The 23,882-nt window shown below is 43.0% G+C and carries 19 protein-coding genes; 4 read left to right on the top strand and 15 right to left on the bottom strand.

Going from position 1 to position 23,882, the window contains the following annotated elements; all coding sequences use genetic code 11:
- The first annotated feature begins 750 nt into the window (after positions 1-750).
- The 3 genes from M9194_RS18865 to M9194_RS18855 all read left to right on the top strand — a co-directional run bounded on the left by M9194_RS18865 (position 751) and on the right by M9194_RS18855 (position 2,223).
- Positions 751-1,206: a dCMP deaminase family protein gene (locus M9194_RS18865; protein WP_250614253.1), complete on the top strand. Its 456-nt coding sequence runs from the start codon at positions 751-753 to the stop codon at positions 1,204-1,206.
- Positions 1,207-1,297: 91 nt separating this feature from the next.
- Positions 1,298-1,510 carry a hypothetical protein gene (locus M9194_RS18860; protein WP_250614252.1) on the top strand — a complete coding sequence of 71 codons (213 nt, stop codon included), beginning with the start codon at positions 1,298-1,300 and terminating at the stop codon, positions 1,508-1,510.
- Positions 1,511-1,737: 227 nt separating this feature from the next.
- Positions 1,738-2,223, top strand: coding sequence for an acyl-CoA thioesterase (locus M9194_RS18855; protein WP_250614251.1), 486 nt, complete (start codon positions 1,738-1,740; stop codon positions 2,221-2,223).
- Positions 2,224-2,228: 5 nt separating this feature from the next.
- On the opposite strand, the gene tssG is transcribed toward M9194_RS18855, so the two are convergent.
- From tssG to M9194_RS18790, 13 genes are all read right to left on the bottom strand, one after another.
- A complete protein-coding gene (gene tssG / locus M9194_RS18850) occupies positions 2,229-3,221 on the bottom strand; it encodes a type VI secretion system baseplate subunit TssG (RefSeq protein WP_250614250.1) in 993 nt (330 codons plus the stop codon).
- Entirely contained in the window at positions 3,218-4,966 is a 1,749-nt protein-coding gene (tssF, locus tag M9194_RS18845) for a type VI secretion system baseplate subunit TssF (protein ID WP_250614249.1), read from the bottom strand. The genes tssG and tssF overlap by 4 nt, the downstream gene beginning before the upstream one ends.
- A gap of 10 nt (positions 4,967-4,976) precedes the next feature.
- Positions 4,977-5,387 carry a type VI secretion system baseplate subunit TssE gene (tssE, locus tag M9194_RS18840; RefSeq protein ID WP_250614248.1) on the bottom strand — a complete coding sequence of 137 codons (411 nt, stop codon included), beginning with the start codon at positions 5,385-5,387 and terminating at the stop codon, positions 4,977-4,979.
- A 121-nt stretch (positions 5,388-5,508) separates the two neighbouring features.
- Complete coding sequence (tssC, locus tag M9194_RS18835; RefSeq protein WP_250614247.1) at positions 5,509-6,984, bottom strand: type VI secretion system contractile sheath large subunit; 1,476 nt, start codon at positions 6,982-6,984, stop codon at positions 5,509-5,511.
- A gap of 6 nt (positions 6,985-6,990) precedes the next feature.
- On the bottom strand, positions 6,991-7,488 hold the full coding sequence (gene tssB / locus M9194_RS18830) for a type VI secretion system contractile sheath small subunit (protein WP_250614246.1): 498 nt from the start codon (positions 7,486-7,488) through the stop codon (positions 6,991-6,993).
- A gap of 27 nt (positions 7,489-7,515) precedes the next feature.
- Positions 7,516-9,042 carry a type VI secretion system protein TssA gene (gene tssA / locus M9194_RS18825; RefSeq protein ID WP_250614245.1) on the bottom strand — a complete coding sequence of 509 codons (1,527 nt, stop codon included), beginning with the start codon at positions 9,040-9,042 and terminating at the stop codon, positions 7,516-7,518.
- The gene (locus tag M9194_RS18820) at positions 9,039-10,868 is read right to left on the bottom strand and encodes a serine/threonine-protein kinase (RefSeq protein WP_250614244.1); all 1,830 of its coding nucleotides are present in this window, start codon (positions 10,866-10,868) and stop codon (positions 9,039-9,041) included. The genes tssA and M9194_RS18820 overlap by 4 nt, the downstream gene beginning before the upstream one ends.
- 168 nt (positions 10,869-11,036) lie before the next feature.
- On the bottom strand, positions 11,037-11,960 hold the full coding sequence (locus M9194_RS18815; RefSeq protein WP_250614243.1) for a hypothetical protein: 924 nt from the start codon (positions 11,958-11,960) through the stop codon (positions 11,037-11,039).
- Position 11,961: 1 nt separating this feature from the next.
- A complete protein-coding gene (locus M9194_RS18810) occupies positions 11,962-12,930 on the bottom strand; it encodes a DUF2169 family type VI secretion system accessory protein (RefSeq protein ID WP_250614242.1) in 969 nt (322 codons plus the stop codon).
- The gene (locus M9194_RS18805) at positions 12,930-14,240 is read right to left on the bottom strand and encodes a hypothetical protein (RefSeq protein ID WP_250614241.1); all 1,311 of its coding nucleotides are present in this window, start codon (positions 14,238-14,240) and stop codon (positions 12,930-12,932) included. The genes M9194_RS18810 and M9194_RS18805 overlap by 1 nt, the downstream gene beginning before the upstream one ends.
- An 11-nt stretch (positions 14,241-14,251) precedes the next feature.
- On the bottom strand, positions 14,252-14,755 hold the full coding sequence (locus M9194_RS18800) for a hypothetical protein (RefSeq protein ID WP_250614240.1): 504 nt from the start codon (positions 14,753-14,755) through the stop codon (positions 14,252-14,254).
- Positions 14,739-16,817: a type VI secretion system Vgr family protein gene (locus tag M9194_RS18795; RefSeq protein WP_250614239.1), complete on the bottom strand. Its 2,079-nt coding sequence runs from the start codon at positions 16,815-16,817 to the stop codon at positions 14,739-14,741. Before M9194_RS18795 ends, M9194_RS18800 begins: the two co-directional genes overlap by 17 nt.
- A gap of 77 nt (positions 16,818-16,894) precedes the next feature.
- Entirely contained in the window at positions 16,895-17,413 is a 519-nt protein-coding gene (locus M9194_RS18790; RefSeq protein ID WP_250614238.1) for an Hcp family type VI secretion system effector, read from the bottom strand.
- A 439-nt stretch (positions 17,414-17,852) separates the two neighbouring features.
- Here M9194_RS18790 and M9194_RS18785 point away from each other — a divergent pair, with 439 nt between their 5' ends.
- Positions 17,853-19,484: a sigma-54-dependent Fis family transcriptional regulator gene (locus M9194_RS18785; protein ID WP_250614237.1), complete on the top strand. Its 1,632-nt coding sequence runs from the start codon at positions 17,853-17,855 to the stop codon at positions 19,482-19,484.
- Between the two features lie 105 nt (positions 19,485-19,589).
- Here the strand turns inward: M9194_RS18785 and M9194_RS18780 are convergent, their stop codons facing one another.
- Positions 19,590-21,995 (bottom strand): PKD domain-containing protein, encoded by a 2,406-nt coding sequence (locus tag M9194_RS18780; RefSeq protein WP_250614236.1) that lies wholly within the window; start codon positions 21,993-21,995, stop codon positions 19,590-19,592.
- 76 nt (positions 21,996-22,071) lie between these two features.
- Positions 22,072-23,220: a hypothetical protein gene (locus tag M9194_RS18775; RefSeq protein WP_250614235.1), complete on the bottom strand. Its 1,149-nt coding sequence runs from the start codon at positions 23,218-23,220 to the stop codon at positions 22,072-22,074.
- Positions 23,221-23,882 lie beyond the last annotated feature (662 nt).

The raw sequence follows: 23,882 nt of genomic DNA, 5'->3' as shown, positions 1-23,882 counted from the left end.
GAAAAAACCCACTAGAAGACTCTAGTGGGTTTTTATTCTTACTCGCAGCAATCCGGCTACTAATAAGTGCTCCCTGCATCTAATCCTTGATAGTATGCTGAATCCTTCAGCTCATTCCTTTTCATCGCCATCCTAGCGGTGTCCTTGGCGCTCCTGCCCGTTAGCCTTCCTCGCTAACTCACTTCGCTTATTCCTTAAGCGGTGTCCTTTATCTGTCATCCTGACAGCTAGCGTTCAGTCCTTGAAACTTTTATCAACCAGCTCAACCATCCTAGTCAAAACCTTGCTGATAATTACGCTTTCCTTGCCGACTATTCATCCACATTGAACAACCGAATCTTCTTCCTGAAGATGACCTATCCTTAGCGCTATCTATGTCTGCGTCCTGCCGACAACTTAAGATTACGACATCCCCTATTATTCGCAATGGAAAAATTGACCATACGTAGCCCAGCAAAAGAACAATAAAATATTTTTATCACTTATTTCAATAACTTAAAAATAAACCAAAACTTTTACCCACGATTACTTAACTAGTATTCTTACAATCTTGTAAGAGATCTCTTACAAAGGCAATGGACGTTCTACACCTTAACCTCTCTGAGTAGTACAGCAGTTTTAGCGACCACTCTCACAATCAACTCGCCAATTCGTTAAAATTTAACGACCTACACCAAACGAAACAAGACTTAAGTCTGGATTCTGCATATAATCAGCCAGTAGAAAACGAGTATTTAAAAAGGGTTAGCAATGATCTCTAAATGGGCACAACGATTTTACCAAATGGCGCAGCTGGTCGGCTCATGGAGCAAAGATCCTTCCACTCAAGTTGGCGCCGTCATCACCAAACAAAATCGCATTGTTTCTGTCGGGTTTAACGGCTATCCACACGGTATTTCAGACAGCGCTGACACAGATGATCGAGATATGAAGTACCTCAAAACACTGCACGCCGAAGAAAACGCCATTTTATTCGCCAAAAGAGACTTAGACGGTTGCGAGATTTGGGTTACCCATTTTCCTTGCCCAAATTGTGCTGCAAAGATTATCCAAACTGGAATCTCTGAAGTACACTGCCCTGAACAATCAGAAGATTTTCTCTCTCGATGGGGAGACAAAATTAACATAAGCCAAGATATGTTCCTCCAAGCAGGCGTGAAAGTCGATTGGCTTAAGCTCAGTGACCTTGAAAGCGGGAATATGTGAAACGTTTACTAACATTCCTTAAACGACTATTCATGTTTTGTTCATCAAAATTTTGTTAGTCTGGTCACACTAAGTAATAGAAGGGGTCGTTATGAAAAAGTATTTCGTTCTTGCTGTCGCTGCATTTGTTGGCTTTTTTGCCCTGTTGACTAGCTTATTCTTAGCAATACCATTGGCTATTGCAGCGCTCATCACTGGCAAAAAGATTCAAAGCCAGCTAAGAAGCCAACGCGGGCACGCGCCATCTCAAGAAGAGAACAGCCGCGTGATTGAAGGGGAATATGAAGACTTATCTCGCCGATAGTAAACTCCTTTCTTCAAACCAAAGACCTACGTAGCACAAGTTTTATGCAGGCTTTTTGCATTATTCAACCCGTCTGGGTATACATGCAAAGAGCCCACTTGCCCTCCAGCTTGCTTACTCCTTGAAAGCGAACCATAATTTCAAAGTCGACTCATTTTTAGCCAACGATCTTGAATCGCAACGTTGAAACGGAGTCAAATGACGCTATTTCATTCGAGGGGAGCCCTATGTCAGAGGATAAACGCAGTACAACACTTAGGTTTCTAGCAGAGCCTGGTGACGTAAACTTCGGAGGAAAAGTGCACGGTGGCGCGGTGATGAAATGGATCGATCTCGCAGCCTATGCATGTTCAGCGGCTTGGAGTGGTAAGTATTGCATCACCGCCTATGCTGGTGGTATCCGGTTTGTTAAACCCATTCTCGTGGGTAACCTAGTCGAAGTGGGGGCCAGGGTCATTTATACCGGCCGAACTTCTATGCATATCGCCATTGACGTTCAAGCAAGCGATCCAAAAGAGCTGGATAAAAGCTTAACAACGCATTGTATCGTTATCATGGTTGCGGTCGATGAAAATGGAAACCCTACGCCCATTCCTGAGTGGATCCCCAAAACCAAGGAAGATATTGAGCTTCGCGATTCGGCTATTCGATTAATGAATATGCGCAAACAAATTGGTGAAGAAATGGAAGCTGGCGTTAAGTACTTAAAATAATGCCTCTATAGTCCGCCGGGTATCACCACTTTTGTATTCTCTGCGCTTGGTGTACCCAACCAACAGGATTTTCCCAGAGTGTTTCCCATCGTATGCCCTAAGCTATTTTTCGGCACACTCGCCAAATTCACGGTTATAACCAAGTCCCAGGCCAAGGGATCTCGCAAAATAAACGCCATCAACCCAAGTAACGTCTGATATTGATGGCTATTCGGCGTGAACTGAATATAGGTAGCAAACTCCACCTCCTCAATGTGCAGGTTAAATTTACCGCTTACATCGGAAATGGTTTGCCCTAAGTGATAGTTTGTCCCTAAATAACAGTTTTTGCGGCTAAGCATATTTTTTTGGTCATCGGCCATCTCTATCTTACGCAAGATCCACTCTTCAACCCTCACTTTCTTTAAAGAGAAATAGTGAGCGACGACTCCCGCAATCAACTTGGGCGAGCGTGTTCGCGTCGACAACTGTGCAATATACGACAGCAGCTTCGCCTTATCGAGATCCAAGCAATCAAGCTGCTGAGCCGTTTTAGTCAGGCCTACAAAATGTAAGATTTTTTGCGAAAAAGCATCGTTGGCACTCGGCCTAAACTGTACGTGGTATTTGTATTTTTTCCACGCCTTGTAAATCAACGCAAGGTAGCGATTATGAAAAAAATCCAAGAAGTCTTTGACGGGATTATCATCTTTGTCTCTTCCAGCCAATTTCTCTGTATAACAAGACGGCAAAGGAGAACTCGCACCATGTAAGCCCATAAAGTTGACTTCAATAACACTCGATCTTGCTGTCTCATCATGGGTAATAGTGTCTATATCATGAGTGGGGAAAGCCAAAGAAGACGACACAGAAAAACGGATACTATCCGATTGCAAGTACCGAGGGTCACCAACTTCACTAAACCTATCTGGCTTTACAGTCTGATAATATTTTTCCAGCATCAATACGAGTTGAAAAAAGTCGGCACTTTCCATATCGATATTAGAGTGGGAAATCATAGTACTGATTGTTGTCCTATTGAATTGTGCCAATGATAGACTTCCCCAGTATGCTGATCTAACACCTCCAGTTCAGTAAAAGAATTAACACTGGAATACAAACGAATAAACTCGTTAAAAACACAGGCAAGTAAATACATGTCACCTTCATTGACAAAGAATGAAGAATCACAAACCAATTGAATTTGGTTTCCCCTGACCGATACGCCACGATAGAGCCTGTCAACTGGCCGGACGCTGGTTTGCTTCAATCCCTTTAGCCGAAACTCACTGGCCTGAAACGCTTGTCGATTCACCCTAGCGGGAAAGTCGTAAGTAGCCAATAGCACTTTTAACACTTTAATGTCGGCTAGAGAAACATAGTTTAAAGACATGTTAGCGATTAGCTGCCAATGCAATTCACCATCAATTTGTGGGCTGACGGCCTGAGTCGGCTTGGTAATATTACTGAATGTTGCCAATGTTGAAGAATGATGCGTAGTACGTGTGATATCTCCCACTGACAAGCGCTCGGCCAACTGCCCATTGCTGCAACTTAGCTTCGCTAGTACCGTCTCACTATCTAGCTTAGTAATGTCACCGCTATGGCTGTGAAAGGAGATAAACTGTTCAAGGCCACGACCACTGGCTTTACTGTGAACGGATGATTTATAAAACTCGGAAGAATTAGATTGAGCTAACTGATGATCGAAGGACTCAAATTGCACCAAGCGTTTTTTCCGCCTATCCTTTTTACTCCAACTCTCCACGACATCAATGGAATACACCTCGTAGTGGTCCTGCTCATTTCCTTGCGGTCGAACTCGGTATGAATTTTTATTATGAGTTAACCGAATGGGGTCAGCGTCCAATTGAAATAAATTGATCGCTGGAGAACAGTGCAAACGAAAAAGGGATTTATCAATCAGGATTTGAGAGGGTAGCGCTCGGCTAAAGGAAAAGGTTACATTAAACTGTGAGCGTTGCGGTATACCTTGCAACCACTGCATCCCTTGTACATCAACAAACATGAACTTATCTGGAAATGAAAACAACTCTTGCAGCAATCGATAACCAGAAAACGAGTTACTGTTATATGGCAGTGCACTGTCCTCATCCTCAAAGCCGACAGCCCGTAACTTGTCTGCTGGTAGTCTGTGCGTGTAGCCGCCACCAACATCAACAATAATTTCTTCCAAATATCTAAATAGCCATAGGTAAATCGTTCTAGTACTAGACAGATCTCCGTGAATATGTAGCCTCAGCGTATCTAGGTTTATTCGAGACAAGTCTGTACCTGTATGAGCAGAGAAATCTATCCGAATAGTGGAACGACTCCGCGAACTTTTTGAACTAACCTGATTGATTTCAATTGGATACAAGTCAACATCATACGCTGTTCTAAACAAACATTGTGTACCTTCAACTGAATTACTGGCCATTTCCATCCCTTTCAGAACCGTTGTTTTCTCAGTTACGGCCCCAGCAATAGGTACGAGCTCTGTCATGCACATAGAGGGAATGGAGCGCATATAGTGAGGCCAAAGCAGGTTCATCAACGATCGAGTCATCTCAGGGATCTCATCGTCTATTTTTTGCCTAACTCTCGCGGTTAAAAACGCAAACCCTTCCAGTAACCTTTCCACATCAGGATCACCCGATCCTTGTGATAAAAACTGTGTGAGTTTGGGGTTATACTTAGCAAATTCATTACCTGCTTCACGAAGATAAGCCAATTCGTCTAGAAAATAGTTAGTTGTACTCATAATAATTAGGTCAAACCTCAAATTGACCATCTACTCCCATATATACGTTGATAGACGTCGGTAGTTTGTTTCCGTTATGTATGACCTCTCCACTAATACCAAAACTTAGTTGCAATGGATTAAACGTGTCTTTTTTGTAGTGAACATGGATAGCAGATAATCTTGGCTCAAATTTCTCTATCACATGGCAAATACTCGACTGTATGGAATGAATCAAGTTTGCGTTCGTCGATAGCACATCATTAAAGTCGGGCAATCCATAGTCGTGTGCGATCATCGCGTTACCAATATGGGTGTTCAGCAGCTCTACAAGGTGCAAACGAATGGAATCAAGGGCGGTTTTACTGGTCGTCACTTTTTGATAACAACTTTTCGGTTCGCCCAACTCTATTCGCTCAAATAATCGAAATCCCTTATCCATGGTTAAGCTCGTATTAACATTGAAGGTTTGCTGGGCCAGTGAAAGTAAAGTGATGTCAATTCAGTAACCCTTGAACTGACATCACCAATCAAGCGCTAGCAGACCCAGCTTGATAAAAGAATCAACTTTGATCTAACTTTCCTACCAAAGACAAATCAAAGCTCGCCCCCATGTACTTAAAATGAGGCCGAACAGACAGCGAGACTCGATACCAGCCGGGATCACCCTCAACATCCGACACTTCTATCTTAGCTGCGCGAAGTGGACGTCTACCACGAACCTCCGCCGGTGGGTTCTCTTGATCTGAAATGTATTGACGTATCCATTTGTTGAGCTCAATTTCAAGATCAGAGCGCTCTTTCCAAGAGCCGATTTGTTCGCGTTGCAACACTTTAATGTAATGAGCTAAACGATTAATGATAAACATGTAAGGCAATTGGGTGCCAAGCTGGTAGTTCATCTCCGCTTGCTTGCCCTCCGGTGTGTTAGCAAACACTTTGGGTTTTTGAATCGAGTTAGCCGAAAAGAAAGCCGCGTTATCTGAGCCTTTTCTCATGGTAAGCGCGATAAACCCTTCATCTGCAAGCTCGTATTCTCTACGGTCAGATATAAGAATTTCAGTGGGTATTTTGGTCTCTATCTGCCCCATCGATTCAAAGTTGTAAACCGGGAGGTCGTACACAGCACCACCACTCTGAGGGCCAATGATGTTGGGACACCATCGATACTTTGCAAACGACTCACTGATTTTTGAAGCCAGAGCATAGGCCGAGTTTCCCCACAAATAATTATCATGGCTGTCAGTAACATGTTCATCGTAATCGAAGCACTTAATCGGGTTATCTTCAACAGAGTATGGCGTACGAAGCATAAATCGAGAGGTACACAAGCCTAAGTAACGCGAATCTTCCGTCTCTCGCAGCCCTCTCCATTTGGTATATTGAGGCCCGCTGAACACTGATTTTAAGTCCTTAAGGTTCGGTAGCTCGCCATAGCTATCCAAGCCAAAGAATTTGGACGATGCCGATGTAATAAATGGGGCGTGAGACATGGCTCCGACATTGGCCATATACTCCATCAACTTAACATCAAGAGATGAAGCGGTGAGCTGGTAATCACAGATGACAGCACCAACAGGCTTGCCGCCAAACTGACCATATTCTCGGGTATAGATCTGTTTATACAACCCAGATTTGACCACTTCTGGTGCATCTTCAAAGTCATCAAAAATTTCATCTTTCTTGGCGGAGATTAGCTCGATTTGAATATTTTCGCGAAAGTCAGTGTGATCGACCAAATATTTCAAACCACGCCATGTTGACTCGACCGTTTGCACCTCGGGGTTGTGAAGAATCGCATCGACTTGTTTTGATAACTTGTTATCAATATCTGCAAGCATTAAGTCAACGAGGGATTGGTCAATTTTGCTTGCCTCTGAATGACTTAATAATTCAGCAATAAACGCTTCAACACCTCGTTTAGCGATATCAAAGCCTTCATCTGATGGAGTAAGCCGAGTTTCATTCAGGATACTCTCCAGTAATGATCCTGGTTCAACGACCGAAGTCTGCTCTAACTCATTTGCTTCTACTGACATGGTCCATTACTCCTCTTTGCCTTGTTCGAGGTTTAGCTCCTCAAGAAGCTTGTTTCTAGCCTCCTCATCTTGTAAAAGTGAAGCAATTTTTTTTCTAAATGCTGGCACGTTTCCAAGCGGGCCTTTTAACGCGACCAGCGCTTCCCTTAGCTCGAGTAAACTGTTTAGCTCTGGGACATTTTTCACGATCGATTCCGGTGAAAAGTCTTTCATGTTCTTAAAATCTAAGTTGACGGCTATCTGAGCGCCTTCTTCCTCTACTAACTTATTGTCAACATTGGTTTGAACCTTGGGAGAGTAGCCTTCTAGCACTTCGTTAAAGTTATCCTTATCAATGTTGATAGGCGTTCTTTCTTCAATGGGTGTTTCACTGCTACGAGCGGTGAAATCCCCAACGACCAACATATTCAACGGCAACTCAACATCTTCTTGCTGATCACCCGTTGCAGGGACATATCTAATATTTATTCGCTCCTTGGGAGCCACTGAACCTTCGCGGGACATATGTGTGTTCCTTGTATCCTATTACGATTAGACAGACATCCATGCCTTGTATTTTTTCGGGATCGCGCGATCATCTGAAAATAATGCAGACAAAGTTTTATCTGTAAGTGGATCCAGCAGTAAACACAATTGCGGTTCCCACTGGGTTAGATTCATGTCTTCTTTGATTTGCCAAAGTGATTCCAAATACGGTAGACAAAGAGAAAAAAGCTCTACCTGGTGAAAGGCTTGAATCATGTTTAGGTAAAGTAAAAACTGGGATCGGCCTGACAAGTTGGCGCCAAGTTGTTGAGACAACTCTGACGCTTGCAACCCAAGCGAACCTATTGAAACATGCTTTGATTTAACAAGATTAACGTCTATTTCTTGCACTGGTGCATAACATGTATCATGTTGAACTTTCGTTTGATTCTCTTGGCTCAACCAACTCTTGGTTTCATCACATGCAAACGGCACTTCATTTTTAAACATAAGCGTCTCAATGCCTGAGAGACGACGAACAAAAACTTGTGCTTCATGCTGAACGGCGTTTGCCGCATCATGATAGTCACCTTGGTTCAACATCTTGTATAAGTAGTAGTGCCCAGTAATCCAAAATGGCGTGTTCAAGAGCGTGGCTTCGAGTTTAGGTATCAGCTCTAGGGCTAAACTCTCATCGCCAACGGCAACGTTAGCGTAACGAGAAAGTGACTCTTCCGACACCGCCAAGCTTAATTGCGTTACACCGTTTTTATCACTGCCTGGTAGCTCTGAAATGTCTATCCAAGAGAGAAATCGGTTGATTCTATAAATGAGCCCAGAGCCTACATCTGAGCGCATCAAAAACTCAGAGCTTGTTTTTAAAGGCTGTTTAATATCTTCTATACGAAGAGTATTCGTGGATACATGACTTTCAACAGTCGGGCTAATATCGGGCTGAGCTAGCTTTGAACTCCCAGATACATCGGTTTGAGGCAACTCTTGTTCCGCCGCCTTCTCCTTCGGAGGGGCTGGCTGAGCGGGAGTTAACTTAGCGCAATCATTCGACTCCCCATTGTCTAACAAGGGCTTTAACGCGATTAAATCTATATCTGAGCTAGGAAATAATGTTTGATATTGCAGCTGAACCCTATCTAATAGCGCCTGACAGTTTGATAGCTGAGCTTTGTCTCCAACACTCGCGCACAATGTAACCATCACATTTTTCAGCTGCGATTCTAACCAATCTATCGCCCCTTCTCGTGCTCTTTGTCTTCGAGGAAACAACTCCTGACCAAAGCCTGTAAGTAGTTCATGAATCAGCGTTAGGCCCGCTTCAAGCCCCTCAATACCAGCGTGTTCAACCCAAGCGCGGCTTAGATAACATGCAGCTTTTAGATCTTTGCTCAAGTGGCGCAAGATGTGCTCAGAGTGTTCTCTCACAATGTGCCAGTCAACCACTTCATTGAACAAAGAACCAAACTTTTTAACCTCACTTTCCATAGCGTCATAAGCGTGATCATGCCTGGCATCCTCACCAACCGGATGCTTGCAATCTATCGGGTGTAAGAAATCTTCAACGTTAGGCATTGTCATGCTGTGATGTCCTTATGCTGATCACTAAAACGCTTGATTCCGTTGGCGATAGATTCAACGCCTTTAACCGTTGCTCCTTTCTCAAAGGTTTGCCTTAGAACATCGTTTGCCTTTGATTCAACCGCACGCTTGATTTGCTCAAACCTCTCAGGCGAATATTTTTGTAGATCAGTCAGCGCTAAATTTATTTTTTCCGGATTAAATGATTGTTTTCCTGACGCTATGTGGGTGAGAATATAGTTGCTTCGTTTAAGAATATAATCTCGCTTTAAGTCATTAAGCTGGCTGGTCTCTCCAAAAAAAGATATCGCGGTATCAATTTCTTCAATGGCTTTTGAATAGAAACTCTTTTGCGCCAAAGACTGAGCCGATTCAATCACCTTCACGAGAATTTTTTCAGGTATAACGTCAGAATAAAAATAGGCTTTTGCTTGATGTTTACGCCATGTACTTTTCAAATAGTTTTGTACGCCTTGCACATCGCCAGAGGTAAGCCAACTTGCAAGCGCTTGTGCATCAAGGTCCTGTAAGTCACTCAGATCGCTTTTATTATCGATATATCGGCGATTTTGCTTATCTTTTTGTGAATTGAACGCGAGCCAATATGCTTGGTCTTTTTCACGGTTCTGACTCGTACTCGTTAACATCACACTTTGTTGCCATGGTGGCAACGCTAAAAAATCGGCTATCTCTGAAGGCGAGACCGCAGGTTGAATAGGCAATAACACCCTAGATTTCGAGGTCATGTCTGGGCTGGAATGGCGTAGAGTGATTGTAAACACAAAAAGAATTGCGAAAAGCAACACACCAGCAAGGCCCAAACTGGCATGGCTATTTCCTGTGAGCAATGCCGCTAAATTGCTTGATGATTTTTGAGTTAATACTAAATCAGCGTTTTTCATGTTAACAAACAAGGGCGCTGTATTTTTTGCTACAACAAAAGCCTCTATATCGAGCTTAGCGAACTGCTGAGCGAAACGAATGGGTGTCAATCCGTGCTGCCTTGGATTATTGATAACACGTTTTATTAGATTCCAAGTATGTCTTGGGATATTAAGCTTGTTTTTTCTCGATTTTAACGCGCTATGCCAATCATTTTTGCCGGTCTCTCCTAGGAGTAAATGCCCCGCTAGCATCGCCAAGGAATACACATCATCTTGAGGCGAAGCCTGAGCCGTTTCGGCGTACATCGGAGAAGAATATAACGTGCTCACTTCTATATGCGTTGATACCTCATGAGCATATCGTGCCGCACCAAAGTCGATGAGCTTTACATTGTCGTTTTCATCAATAATTATATTGGCAGGCTTAATGTCTAAATGACATATCCCTTTTGAATGCATGTATTCTAGGGTACCGGCAAGTTGATATATTAGCCAAGCAACGTGGTCAGCTCTAAACCCCTTACCTAAATAACGTTCAAGCTTTTGGCCAAGCGATTCTCCTAAAGCCCATTCATACATTAAATATGGCTTGTCTAATTCCGTCCCCAGTTTAACGAATTCAACCACACCAGGGTGCTGGGATAGCTCTAATCTGCTGGCCTCATTTGCAAATAATGGGTCAAACACTTCGGCTTGGTCTTCATTAAGCACCTTGCAACAAAAATGCTTATTAGAGCCTTTACTTTTAACTAGATGATAAATGGTGGTTCTACCGCTTTTTGGCCTGATCGTTTCTAACACTTCAAACTGGGATAGGAGTATTTTCTCTAGCTTGGGTTGCTTTTTTCTCGCCAGAAGATTCTCATGTGCCTTCTTTTTATCAATGGCTCTTGAGACCAAGCTATTGATAAAGCGATTTTCTATACTATAAACTGCTGACACGATGAACTCTTTTATTAATTCAAACACTTTCAGCGTTCAATATTAAATTTCTCCTATATGCTTATTCAATTGCGTAAAACAAATCCGTCATAGTGATTATTATTTTAGTGATAACCACCAGTGAAATAACAAAAATAATGGCCTAAGCCACCTTGGTAATAACGATAGTCACTCAGGCCGTTCTAATTTAATGAGCGCGCGAGCGTGATGCTGGTCAAATAAATACACTAGGCCACTTTGGATATGGTTGGGTAGGCACTGAAAGGATGAGAGGGTTGCCAAAACAGATGCACTGCCAATAGTGCCCCACCATTCATTGGTCGATGTCACACTCGACGGGTTTGGTAACACAGATAAAGCGAAACCTAAATCCTCCGTGTGACTTCTAAGATTAACCATATCGCTATGGATCGCATCAATATTTTTTACCCATTCTTTGGCCTTGCGAGCCAATCTCAAACAACCTCTTCGGTCATCCGACTTCCAGTCATAGTCAACATACGACATGGTTGACTCGCAACCAATTTTGAGCTGGCGAATTGTGCCTCCTTTACCCATCACTATCCCAGCAGCCCCTTCTCCCGGTATCACACCCCATGGCGTTTCTTTACCCAGTACTTCTCCTTGTTCGGCCAAACTTTCCACATTCTCTAGTACACTATCCACACAAACACACATCGTGACGTCGCAACTATCTAAAGAGCCTGTACATTGTTGTAGTACTTCAATTCCAGCGCTATAACAAATTGTTATTTTGGAAATATATTGTGAGAACGCTTGCTGTTCTAACCAATCTAACATTTTGGATTGATTGAGGGTGTGAGGTATGGATATCAATAAGGGCAGTGGCTTTAAGGCTTGAGGCAATTTAGACAAAAGGGGATCAATAATAAGCAAGATAAGCTGTTTGACCCTTGATTCAATCTCACCCGCTTCTAAATATTCAATCGGAGCTATGGTATAGGCCTGTTGATCAAAGTCATACAAGCTAAACCTGGCAAGATCGGAATGAGACACAGCATGGGCTATAGAGAGGTTCATACCAGTTGGTACGGCGACTTCACTAGCCAAAATACTATAATCAACACGCATTTTAAACTTTCCGTATTGTTGATTGGCGCAATGTTTCCTCAATACCTTGGCAGTGAAAAGAAGCGCTGTAGGTTATTTCCACGCGATTCAATTCGGTATCAATATAAATAGTGTAAATGTCCATGTTTTTTTGCTTTGATTGTTCAAATTCCGCGAACGCTACATATTTGTCTACCGGAACTTTAAAGGACAAATCGTCATTATGGTGAAAGCCACTTAACCTTATTTTCTCACCACCGCTTAAGAAGCCGTTACATTGCTGGTCTTCAGGTGCAATTTGATAAAATCGTGGATCAAAATCCGTAGGTAACAGAGGCTTTCTTTCATCTTGCCAGATTTGGTCGAAAGTCCCAGCGTATCGCCTTCGCCGATCAAAATGAGGGGCTTCAATGCCAAATCCAGCGACTTTTAACGTTGAGGGTTTCGAGCTCCAATCTTGTGAAGGATAAAATATCGAGGGAACTTGGGTGACAAGCAATTCAGATGTCTTTTTAATCAACCCACTACCATATCGGTTCTTTTCATCGCCTCCGATTGCGTGTCTATAATCAATATCTTTGACAATAAATGGGGCTGGACTTGATGTGACTACTACTGCTCCATTTTTCATCCATTGACGCTCGCCAACGACATTAAGTGCTTTATTTATGTGATTTTCGATAAAAAGCTGGCAGGTATGTTTTACTTGGGGTTGCTTCGACTTAGTTCTCGCTTTACCAAACACAATGACATCCGTATTAAACTTGAGAATGGCAAAATCATGCTCAGCTTTGACAGGTGATAATCCCGGCTCATCAATATACTCAGGTGCATCGCGAATAGACACTTCACAATCTTCTTTCCATTGTTCTTCAACATAGTTCCATGCGCGTTTAAAAGTCAGCACCCACACTTCGTTTCCTTCACTATCACGCTGAAATCGACCCTGAACATTTTTGTAGTTCGAAGTATCTACTGTCCACAATTGCATCAAAGACTCTCCCAATTACACACTTTGCCCGTCGCCGAAGGCTGTAATAGGTGGGCAAAGACCGATGCTTGCTGAGCCTCAAGTTGAAGCGCGTCCCAGTGAAAGTAAACTCGCGAACACACACAAATTTGCCTCCATATCCAAAAGCGGCATTGATCATCAATACGTGAAGATTGTAGCGCTTTTATACTTGTCTCTAAGCTCAAGGTGCTGCCTAAACGCAGCGCAGTCGCGCTCTTATATAGACCGGAATCAACCCACTCAAGCAGCTGGTCTATCGTTTGATCTCTATTTAATTCCAGCTCGTTTTGGTTACTATCGATCGGCAAGGTCGGGCCATATACGATGGATAGAGCTTGTAACCAATCACGATAACTTTCACTTAACGACATTTGCTCAATGGCCTCAGGTACCCATTCGGGATTGCCGGAAAGCATCAATTGAATGGGTGCGGTTGGATGAGAAGGCTCCCAAACAGGGGGTAAGTGTGATGGCCAAAAGCAAGCGTAAATATCACACTGCTTCACACTCTTCATGTCAGAGCTGGCTAATATATTTGCAAAGCAAACCCTTGGGTTATCCGCAATTAATGACCGTTCAAAATACAAATCATTTTCAGCATAATGTTCTAACAGCCACTGCTGGCTACTATCGTCACTCCTTAAAGCCAAGATTGGCATAGCAACATGACTGTCAAGGATTCCCTTTCTCAGCCAATGTTTCAATAACTCGCTACTAACGGTATTTCTTACCATCATATAATCGAAGAATTCTTGGGCATTTTTGCAGCTACACGAGATTAAACTGGCAAGAAGTCCATCAAATGTTTTCGTTTTCGTTTGTACAGCGAGCATCTTTGCCAGCTTAGTCTCTTTCACCTTGCTAAGAGCAACAAGACCGAGTAAAGCGGGGTTAAATAAATCTGTGTCGAGTCCAGTACTCAATGCAAGACAAGCCACGACATCAGGTTTGCTATCCAATAAATGCAAAATGCTCCCCGGATGATAGGCATAAAATGCGATGAGTACTTGTTGCAAGTCACTGAGTTGTCGCTCTACTTGGTTAAGGTAAGCACTATCATTTGACGGATAGCCAGCGAGATAGAGCCGAAGTTTTTGATTGAACAAAAACTGAATGGAGTCGCAAGCTAGAGTGATTTTCTCCAAAATAAAACATTTTTGCTTATCTGGTAGCTCCCCAAAAGATTCAACAACGCTTTGGCTACGGCTTTCCACCTCAACCAATGTTTGTTCCGAGATAGCATCATTAATGTCTCTGGAGAAGATGCGAGGGAATAGAGTCTGTTGCATAAGGCTCGAGCTCAATTAAACGATATCGTCGCGCCAACAATTTTTTGGCACTTTTCTGCTTGAGAATACACATAGCGAGCTTTTGTCATCACCTGCCCATATTGACTGCTATACACCGTCGAGCAATTTTGTGTTTTGATTATCAACTCCTGATCAGCTTCAAGAACGAGTTTCCTTGCTTTAATTATGAGGGGAACATCGGTATCAGTTAGCGCGAAAAAGATATTCGTCACAACAGGCAAACGGATATCGCCATCAATAAACTCGATTCGGCAATCGAGTTTATTTTCAATCGCCATCTTCAACTCAGAGAGGTGGAAGTACCGCCCAATTCGAGCTTTCAACGCAGAAGGATATGGATTCCCTTCAAAATCCACGGCAACGTATTCTTGATCGTCTAATATCTTTTTTATCGTGCCGAACCTAGAGAGCTGAACCACTGGATCCGCTGAGCCAAGTGTCTCGTCATTTGACGAAACCTGTGGTTCTTCATCAACTTTAATTAACTGCAACATTTGCTCCTTGTATAACAATGTCCCCTGTACCTTCAATATTGATTGAAGAGCCTGACAAACGAATGCTGCCATCACTTTTCATCACAAGAGAGGCACTGCCGGTACTCAATACGATGCTTTCACCACTCGTTATTTGGGTGACGCCCTCCGTTTTTAACGCCGTATTTTCATCAACCGTCAACGTGTAAGCACCACCCACATTCATAGTATTGCTAGATTGAATGTCGATAAGCTGGCTAGCGCCAACTTTGATTTGACGTTTTTCTCCAACCGATAGCGTGTCGTTTTTGGTGATAGAGCAGGTTCGACTCTCTCCAACACTAATGTCTTGATTGCTGGTCACCATGTGGCTTTCATTCGTTTGATATTTAACGTTGACATCTTGTTCAACGGTTTCAGAAAAGGTGGTTTTCACTAAAGTGGTTTTGTTGCCATCGACGGTTTCTTTTTGATCCCCATGGACTTCGTTGGTTTGATTTTTTCCGACAACAAGAAATTCGTCTTGGCCAATATCCCGATAGCGACAATTTAACACCTTGGTCGACATATCTTTTTGCGCGTGAAAGTAAATTTCTTCTTTATTCGCTTCATCTTCGAAACTGAGCTCGTTGTATCCAACACCTTTGTGAGTTTGGGTTCTAAACGTGGTACGTGTTTTATTCTCTGGTAGTGCATAAGGAGGAAGGTTGACCCCGTTATATACCACACCCGTAATCAGAGGCTTATCAGGATCACCTTCCAAAAAAGTCACCACAACCTCATGCCCAATCCTCGGCAAGTAAACCGCGCCCCACGACGTGGCCGCCATGGATTGGCTTACACGTACCCAACAACTGGACGCTTCATTATGTTTGGCGTATCTATCCCAGTGAAACTGAACCTTGATTCTTCCTAACTGATCGGTATAGATTTCTTCCCCTTCAGGGCCAACCACCACGGCCGTTTGAGGGCCATCAACTATTGGCGCAGGAAATTTTTGTGGCTTAAATTCCACCTTAGTCGGTCGACAGAAGAATTGGTTATAGTAGGTTGTCGGCTCCCCCGTCGCTTGCTCTTCGTACACCTGTGGATCGCGACCAAAATGCTCAACACAAAGCAATAAGTAGTCATCATTTAGTGCTTGTCTAGGATGTTCACTCATCGAAAAGCTGATCCCTGTACCCAGCCTTAATATGTCACTGTGGCATTCTACTTCACTCATATCATTGATGTATTCGGAGCTTTTTTCTGATGTCCGACGTTTGCCAGATGAGACACCGGAGTATCGTCCAGGGTAGTCGAAGTGGGCTAGATCTTGATAGGTTTCTGCTGAGCTAGTTTGCTCTTGAGGGATATTTGGTTGCTCGTAATCATAGTCTGTAAAAGTGACACATCCTGTCCTGACTCGACTGATTTCTTCTAGCTTAAATATGTGCTCGGAATCGGGAATTCCACCGCCTTTAGGGTGATAAGTGAGAGGGCCATAACTTGTCGCATTCAGTGGCGTACTCGATAATGCTTGGATGGCTTCATTACTGTCAACAATGACCATAAAATGGCCAGATTCTAAGTGTTCAAAATAGTACCATAGGCCATGTTCAGCCAAGAGGCGATCGACAAACGTTAAATCCGACTCTCGGTATTGTACTACATAGTCCTTGCTTGGATAGGTTTGAGAAATTTCTAGTCTATAGTCGGTAAGTTGTGCATCTTCGAAGACGTCTTTAACGATATCAATAATAGATTTATGCTGGAAAATTCGACAATCTTGCCTTTGGCTCAAAAACCACACGTTTGATACCAGTTTTAGCTGATAGCAACTAAACCGACGGTCTTGACCGGTATAGCGAAACTCACTCACTATGCCATGAAATAACCGCGATACCCCTACTCCTTGGCCAAAAAGTTTTAACAGCGCTGGCTTGCGAATAAACGCTTCATAGCAGAGATCTGAATCCAAACTAATCAGTGACAAGTCCACCTCAAATGGTGCAGAAAGCCTTTCCGTTACCCGGAATCGCTCTACTCGAAGCTGATGTTCAGATCCAATTAGCTCAAATTTAAACTGTAAAGCATTATCCATCGCTCAATCCATAAACCTTAGGTAAAAAGGGCCAATGACGGCCCAAACTAACTAACTAACTAACTAACTAAAAACAATCACGCTTCACGTGGAGCACGCCAATCATCATTGCCTGCTTTTCCACATACCTCATGAGTCACTTCAATCGCGCGATAAGTAAACTTCAACACTTCTTCAGTTACTCGATCTGACGTCGCTGCATCTTGGCAATGAGCCATGCGTGTTTGCATGTCCACTAGCAATGCATCAATCAATTTGATGGTGTAATAATGCTCCTGCTTGCCTGTGGTTGATGTGCGATAGAAACGAATCTGGCACTCAGAGAGTTTTTCTCCTGACACCAGCGCGTTAAACAATAAAGGCGAACAACAATCTTGCTGTTTTGTCACAATGACAGGTTTATGAACTCGTTGGCCAGTGGGTTGGCCACTTTGAGGATCTCGCGGGATCGTCAGTAAGTGATCAAGCTCTTGTACCATAAATTCATCCACGTGCGCTTCTTGCCAAGAATTACCTACCGAATCGGCAGAATACGCATCTTTTGTTATATCACCTTGTGTTTCACCTGAAACCGACATGTAAGCGGGAGTTGGCATAATAGTATCCTCTTTATATAAAAATATGCTTTCTAACTTAAGGCAGCGCCTTATTACTATTTCACTCCTTCAATAGTCATGCCAAAACTAAAAAACGATAAAATACAATAAGTTAGAAACACAAGGCACATAATAAAAACGAACAACCAATAAATTATCAAGATATTTTTTAATTATTTGGAATCTTGTCTAATTTATTGGAAAGCATATAAAAATCAACCGATAAGTTATTATCCATAGCCAATAATTCCTTTTTACTAGTGTTAACTTCCTTAATCTAATAAAACGGACCTTCACTAGGTCATATTTACTAATAAGACTTTCAAATAACACAATTCGCTTTGAACGCACTGTGTATCGGAGATATATAGTAGATATTGCTTTATATTTTCATACCCAAGATACCTAAAGATGCAAGATTCACACGGATAACACCCTCATGGAAATTATCAATAATGGAGAATTAAATGGCGCACTGCTCGCCGTCAGTCAATCTATCGTTGACCGCAGCCAGCTAGTAAAAACCTTGGATGCGATTCTGAGCGCTGCCAAAAAATTATTAAGCGCACCACATGGCATTATTTACGTTTTAGACGAAACCAGACAATCACTGATACCAAACATAGTCCAAGACAAAGAAGATATTGTATCTAAACACCACTGGCAGGCACTGATTATCGACAATTTGAGCGAGGGTGACCCATTCGGCTACGCCGTAAAAACAGGTGAAGTCGTACTCATTACTGATTTGTACCAATACAATGGTTACGATTGTGAAAACATCTACCAAACAGAGCAACAGCAAGGTCGACAAAGCCGAAACCTCATCGCTTGGCCATTGGTCGACGATAATCAAGGCACCTCTGGTCTTCTTGTCGCATTAGATTACTCAAATATGAAGCACGAGTCCTCGTTAAGTGCCTTTTGCCAACTTGCGGCAAAGTGCATTAACCAAGCAATTTGGTTGGAAAAGTACAGCGGCGCTATTCATAACCTAAACAAAGAAAACAATAAGCTCTTAGAAGAAAACAGCCAGTTAAAAGCCCTCACTCATGGTCAATCTGCCCTGCCAATTGCTCACAGTGATGCCATGACAAGTACACTTGAACGAATTAAGAAAGTGCTGGCCCTTCCTATCGATGTCCTATTATTGGGTGAAACAGGAACTGGTAAAGAAGTCATAGCACAGTATATCCACACGATGTCGAATCGACGCCACTCTCCTTGTATTGTGCAAAATTGCGCAGCCATTCCCGAGCAGCTGCTGGAGTCTGAATTGTTTGGCCACAAAAAAGGCGCTTTTACCGGCGCCGATAAAGATAGAGTGGGATTATTTGAAGCCGCGAACGGCGGGACACTGTTTCTCGATGAAATCGGTGATATGCCGTTACTTTTGCAAGCCAAACTATTGCGTGTGTTACAAGAGAAAAAAATTAAACCCATTGGTGCGCATTCTGAAATAGATATTGATGTTCGGGTGATTGCGGCGACGCATTGTGATCTCAACAAGAAAATTGTATCTGGGGAATTTCGTGCGGATCTCTACTATCGACTCAATGTCTTTCCGGTATCGTTACCACCACTTAGAAAGCGTCTAGAGGACATCCTGCCCTTGGCCAATCAATTCATCCAAAAATACGCGAACTCTCTCAATTTAACTGGCGCTCCTTCTCTGTCTGATTCAGTCAAGCAGCAACTGTTGTCTTACTCTTACCCTGGTAACGTAAGAGAACTTAAGCACATCATCGAGCGGTCAGTTTTGCTGTCAGACTTCAAAGTAATTCATGACATAGAAATCGAAGAAAATACAGCCGATCTGCCTGTTAACCTAACGATGACACATCCTGAAACAACAAACATTCAAGATCAGGCACAGCACTCACTAGACAACCCGTCACCTCAGCTTCCAGGCAGTAAAAGCTTAAAAGCATCCGTCAACGATTACGAAAAGCAGATCATTCTAGAGTGCCTAAAAGTCTGTAACTGGCAGGTAAAGCGGGCAGCAGAGCGCCTGTCTTTACCGATCAGTACACTGAGCCACAAAATGAAAAAGTTCGAGATAAGTGCCTAAGGATATTAGCCTTATCCCGAACGTCGAAGGAGCTGGTGAATACCCAATAACATGGGAATATTGCCCCCGCCAGATATTCAGGGGCAACGCTATTTGCGCATCCTATCAGAAGCTAGCAGATACAGATTCACTGCCTGGATCTGACCCATAGCTATAACCAGATTTGGTTATATTTGAGACCGTAAATATAAACGTGCCACTTTCACTGGTGACTGAAGGTGAAGTAAACTCTACTTGACCACGGCGATTCGTACGTTTGCTGACATTTCCAGAAACGCTTCCTCCCCATACGCCAGATACGGTTGCGCTTTTCATTATCTGGCCATTTTCATCAACCACAACGATCGTCACTTTCGCCTGAGTGCCACTTGAGCCTCCATCATTACCACCGTTACCGCCGCCTTTACCGTTGCCATTACCTCCCTTAGCTTGGGAGATATTGCTAACGAGTACGATATCAAATCGGTCTAGATGTAATGTATTTTGACTCGGGTCAGGGTCGACATTGATGGTTAGGCTTGCAGAGTCTGTGTCTCCATTATCATCCGTTACCATTAAGGTGACTTCATAACTGCCCTCGGTCGCATAGGTGTGAGTAGGATTCGCTTGATTTGAACTAGAGCCATCACCAAATTGCCATTGGTAGCTCGAGATAGTGCCGTCTACATCACTCGAATTGACACTAGAAAATTCCACTTCCAAAGGAGCAGGACCATCGTAAGTCGAAGCGGTCGCATCGGCAACTGGTGGGTTATTATTGACAGTAACGATGACCGTATCAGTATCCGTTAATCCATCTGCATCTGTCACCAATAGCGAAACGCTATAACTTCCTAGATTTTCAAATGTATGTTGTGGGTTAGTTGCAGTCGAACTAGCACCATCATCTGAAAAGTCCCAGAAATAAGTGAGCGATGAATCTTCACCATCCGGATCGCTAGACAAATCACCATTGAATTGAACCGTGAGTGGCCGATATCCTGTCTCCGGATTCGCTGATGCACTGGCCACAGGTGGCAATAGCCCCCCCGGAGCTGGCATGGTACCGTTTATAGAATATTGGCCGATACTGCCATACTCTGTATAACCTGTAGGTGGAAGACCATAAGGATCTCCTAAGCCCGCTCCCGACACTGAGAGATAATACGTGCCCGCTAGAACAGGATAGTTCTGGATTTGTGCCCACAGCTCACCTGAGGGGTTAAACGTATCAATTAATGAACCAGCGCCATTGTATAGTCTCACTTCTATGTCCAGATTTGGAGCAACGGACGCAGGCGAAATATCGAGATTGAGATCGCCATTACCCACGGTGAGTTCGAAATAATCAAAATCGGTGTCTGTTTCTATAATCCCACTTGCTTCATCAATACTAATCAGATTGTTCGTGGTGCTGCCTGTAAGTGTGGTTGCCGTCAGATAGCTACTACCATGATCATCGGCTTCCAGTAATGCCCCATTATTTTGAATAATCTGAATGTCATCTTCAGTGTTGTCGGCGTTTCGGTATTCCCCTTTGCTCCATTGACTCACCGATGTGTAGTAACCAACACCCATAATCGGAGCCCAACTCGTCGGAACACTGGTGTCTCCACCGTGGCCCGTGTAATAGCTAGACCCACCCAAAACACCATCATGGTATAAACCTAGGTTGTGTCCGGCTTCATGGGTGGCAGCTTCCGCAATCAACTTGCCGCTAGAGCCCAACCGATTGTAGAAAACAAACGCAGGTTTGTAATAGTCGGAAGGTTGCCCAAAATCGTTGACGCTATCAAATACCCCTACATAAGCAAACCCACCACACTGACAAGATGGAACCGTAAAATCAGCCGTCACCACGACTCGAGTACCATATTCTTCATCGGCGTAGCTACTACGAGTAATTGCGCTCTGCCCTGGGTCCTGAGTGGTGACATCAACATCAAATGGGGCAAAATCTTCAGCGACCTGCTGCCAAATTTGTTGAATGACGTCTTGCTCTGCTGTGCTAAATGACGTGTTATCTCCATCTGTATCGAATGGTAACGCATCAATGGGTTCACCGTAGCTCTCGTTCCATGCTCGCCCAGTCGTAAAGTAACCATTAAAATCTAGGTAAATGACTTTGGTCGAGTTTGGTTTGCTGTGTAGGAGAAAGGTCTGGTCGTACGGATAAGGAGCCGTAGACACTTCCGGGCCAGTACTCTGGCTATGTGAGTGATGCGGCTTTTTATCAATAAATAGCACGCGACCTTTTTTATCTATCCACATGGTGTCATCTTTACGCAGTAACGTTGAAAACTCTTCAGATGATTTACCATACCAAGCAGCGACTTCAGGCAGCTTGTCACCCAGTCTCTCTATAGCACTTTGCCCACGAGATTGCTCAGGCAAGTTCACATTGGGAAAAGGTGGCTTTTCTTTTTTCTCCGCATTTAACGATAGAGAAAAAAACGCTATTAATAATAGTGTTAATAAGTTGTAAATGTTAAAATTCTTAATTCCATTAAGAAATAAACAGGCTATTTTCATAACGACACCCGACCTATTCCGTTAGATAAAAATTGGAGCACTAATATAATTTAGCGCTCCATTAATAATAGCCTAATTACTGGCATTCATGCTTAACAATATTGACTGTATCTGTACCTGAAAAAGGTGTCATATCGAGTAACTTACCATTTACCTCAGCAGACGTTGAGGTGCCATCTAAACTGGCCAAGTCGATCGTCACATAGTGGCAGACTAAGTCATTGTACCCATCACCATTGACATCTTCTGTGCTACAAAGCTGTTTATCCTTTTTACCGACCATTTTTACCCCAGCGTCAGCTAAAGATAGTGTGTTTGTATCTATTTCATACACATCAAATGAATCTGAGCCGAGGATTGCAACAGGCACTGAACCATTGGAACACAAGTTGATACTGTTCGGATCGCTGCCAGGTTTAATATCGATATCGACAACAAGGTTGCCAACTGCTGCGCACGTATTCGCAATAGTGGTAAACACACCGTCTGTCTTCGGGAAAACATTAGGGGTCGGGAACACGTTAATACCCGCGACATTCCCCGCCGAGTTCATCGCTAGTAAAGGGACACCAGCAGTATCACTTGCAACCAGTGTGGCTCCAGCATCGAGTGACACAGCGGCATAATTGGCATTCCCACCGTAAGTGAAGTCCGTTACACTATCTAGCATGGGGTGTGAAATATCGGCCGTCGTAAAATCTAAGCTACGAGGAAAGCTAAATAAGCGTACATTGGCGGGATTAACAAATGGGCTATAACCAGCAGACATGATTCCACCTTGCATTTCCCAAGCATTTATCGTGTTGGAATAGGCATAAGTGAGTAGAACTACCCCACCCCCAGCATCGACATACTCTTTCAACCTATTACCATGAGCGACTGCCGATGGTGGTGGGAAGTTAGTGTAATTGTATACGCAGTCGTAAGCTTGCAAAGAGGCAAGATCAGGCGCTATCCCTGTCATTCTCAATACATCGATATCTGCCCCACCAAATTGCCCTGTTGCAACCAAGGCATTCTTTAAATTGTTCGCATTAGCAACGTGATCAGAGTGGAGGATCAAGGCCTTTTTGCCCAATGAAATTTGACTCGATGTGATATCTTCTGAGTAAACTGGCGCTAACTCTGGAGTGCCCTCAGTAGCAGGCTGTAGTTCATTGGCTATCAACGAGCTCGACAGAAGCATGCTTCCTATAAAAGCAGCTACAGGAGTGAACTTTTTCATATGTCACCTATATTTATATCCATATTTCCCCAACATCTCATAGCAAAAAACATGAAATAAATTGGGCATAAGTGTTAAATATCTAATATATAGAACTAGTTATTTTTTCCTTTCACAAAAATAAATTGTCAGCATTCCTATATTCATTTATGCAATACCTTTCCTAGAAACCTTTTTGGCTTCCCACCATCTATGAAGTTAATATTTAAGCATTAATATTTAGCGAGCAATTAAATGCTTACTCTGTCCAAGTGGCTTACTTTGAAATATACGAAAAAGCACAGCTCCGTATAATTTTTGTGAATCCATATTAAATTAGCAGACCATGCCACGCTATCAATCTCACTTTTGATACATGTACAATGTCGTTTTCAGTTAGCGTAAGCAGAAATGGCTAACACAATGTATGTCATATGATTTATTACACAAATCCCGAAAAAATTTTTTTCAGCTATTTTTGCGTATTTTTCCTAGTTACTGGAAGGTCCAAGAGAAGGGAACTTGCAACCTAAACCTGTAAATTTTCTGTTATTTTATAATGAGAAACTTGAAGCATATGTGTGACTGTGATAAAAGATTTTGGTCAGGTTGGCTGACAGTTGTAGAAAAAATACTTCAAACTATCCGAAAAGGAAAAAGTGATGGAACTATACTGCCCAAAT

Origin of the sequence: Vibrio sinus (assembly GCF_023634645.1) — a bacterium.
GTDB lineage: Bacteria > Pseudomonadota > Gammaproteobacteria > Enterobacterales > Vibrionaceae > Vibrio > Vibrio sinus.
This window is presented reverse-complemented; position numbering and strand designations above follow the sequence as displayed.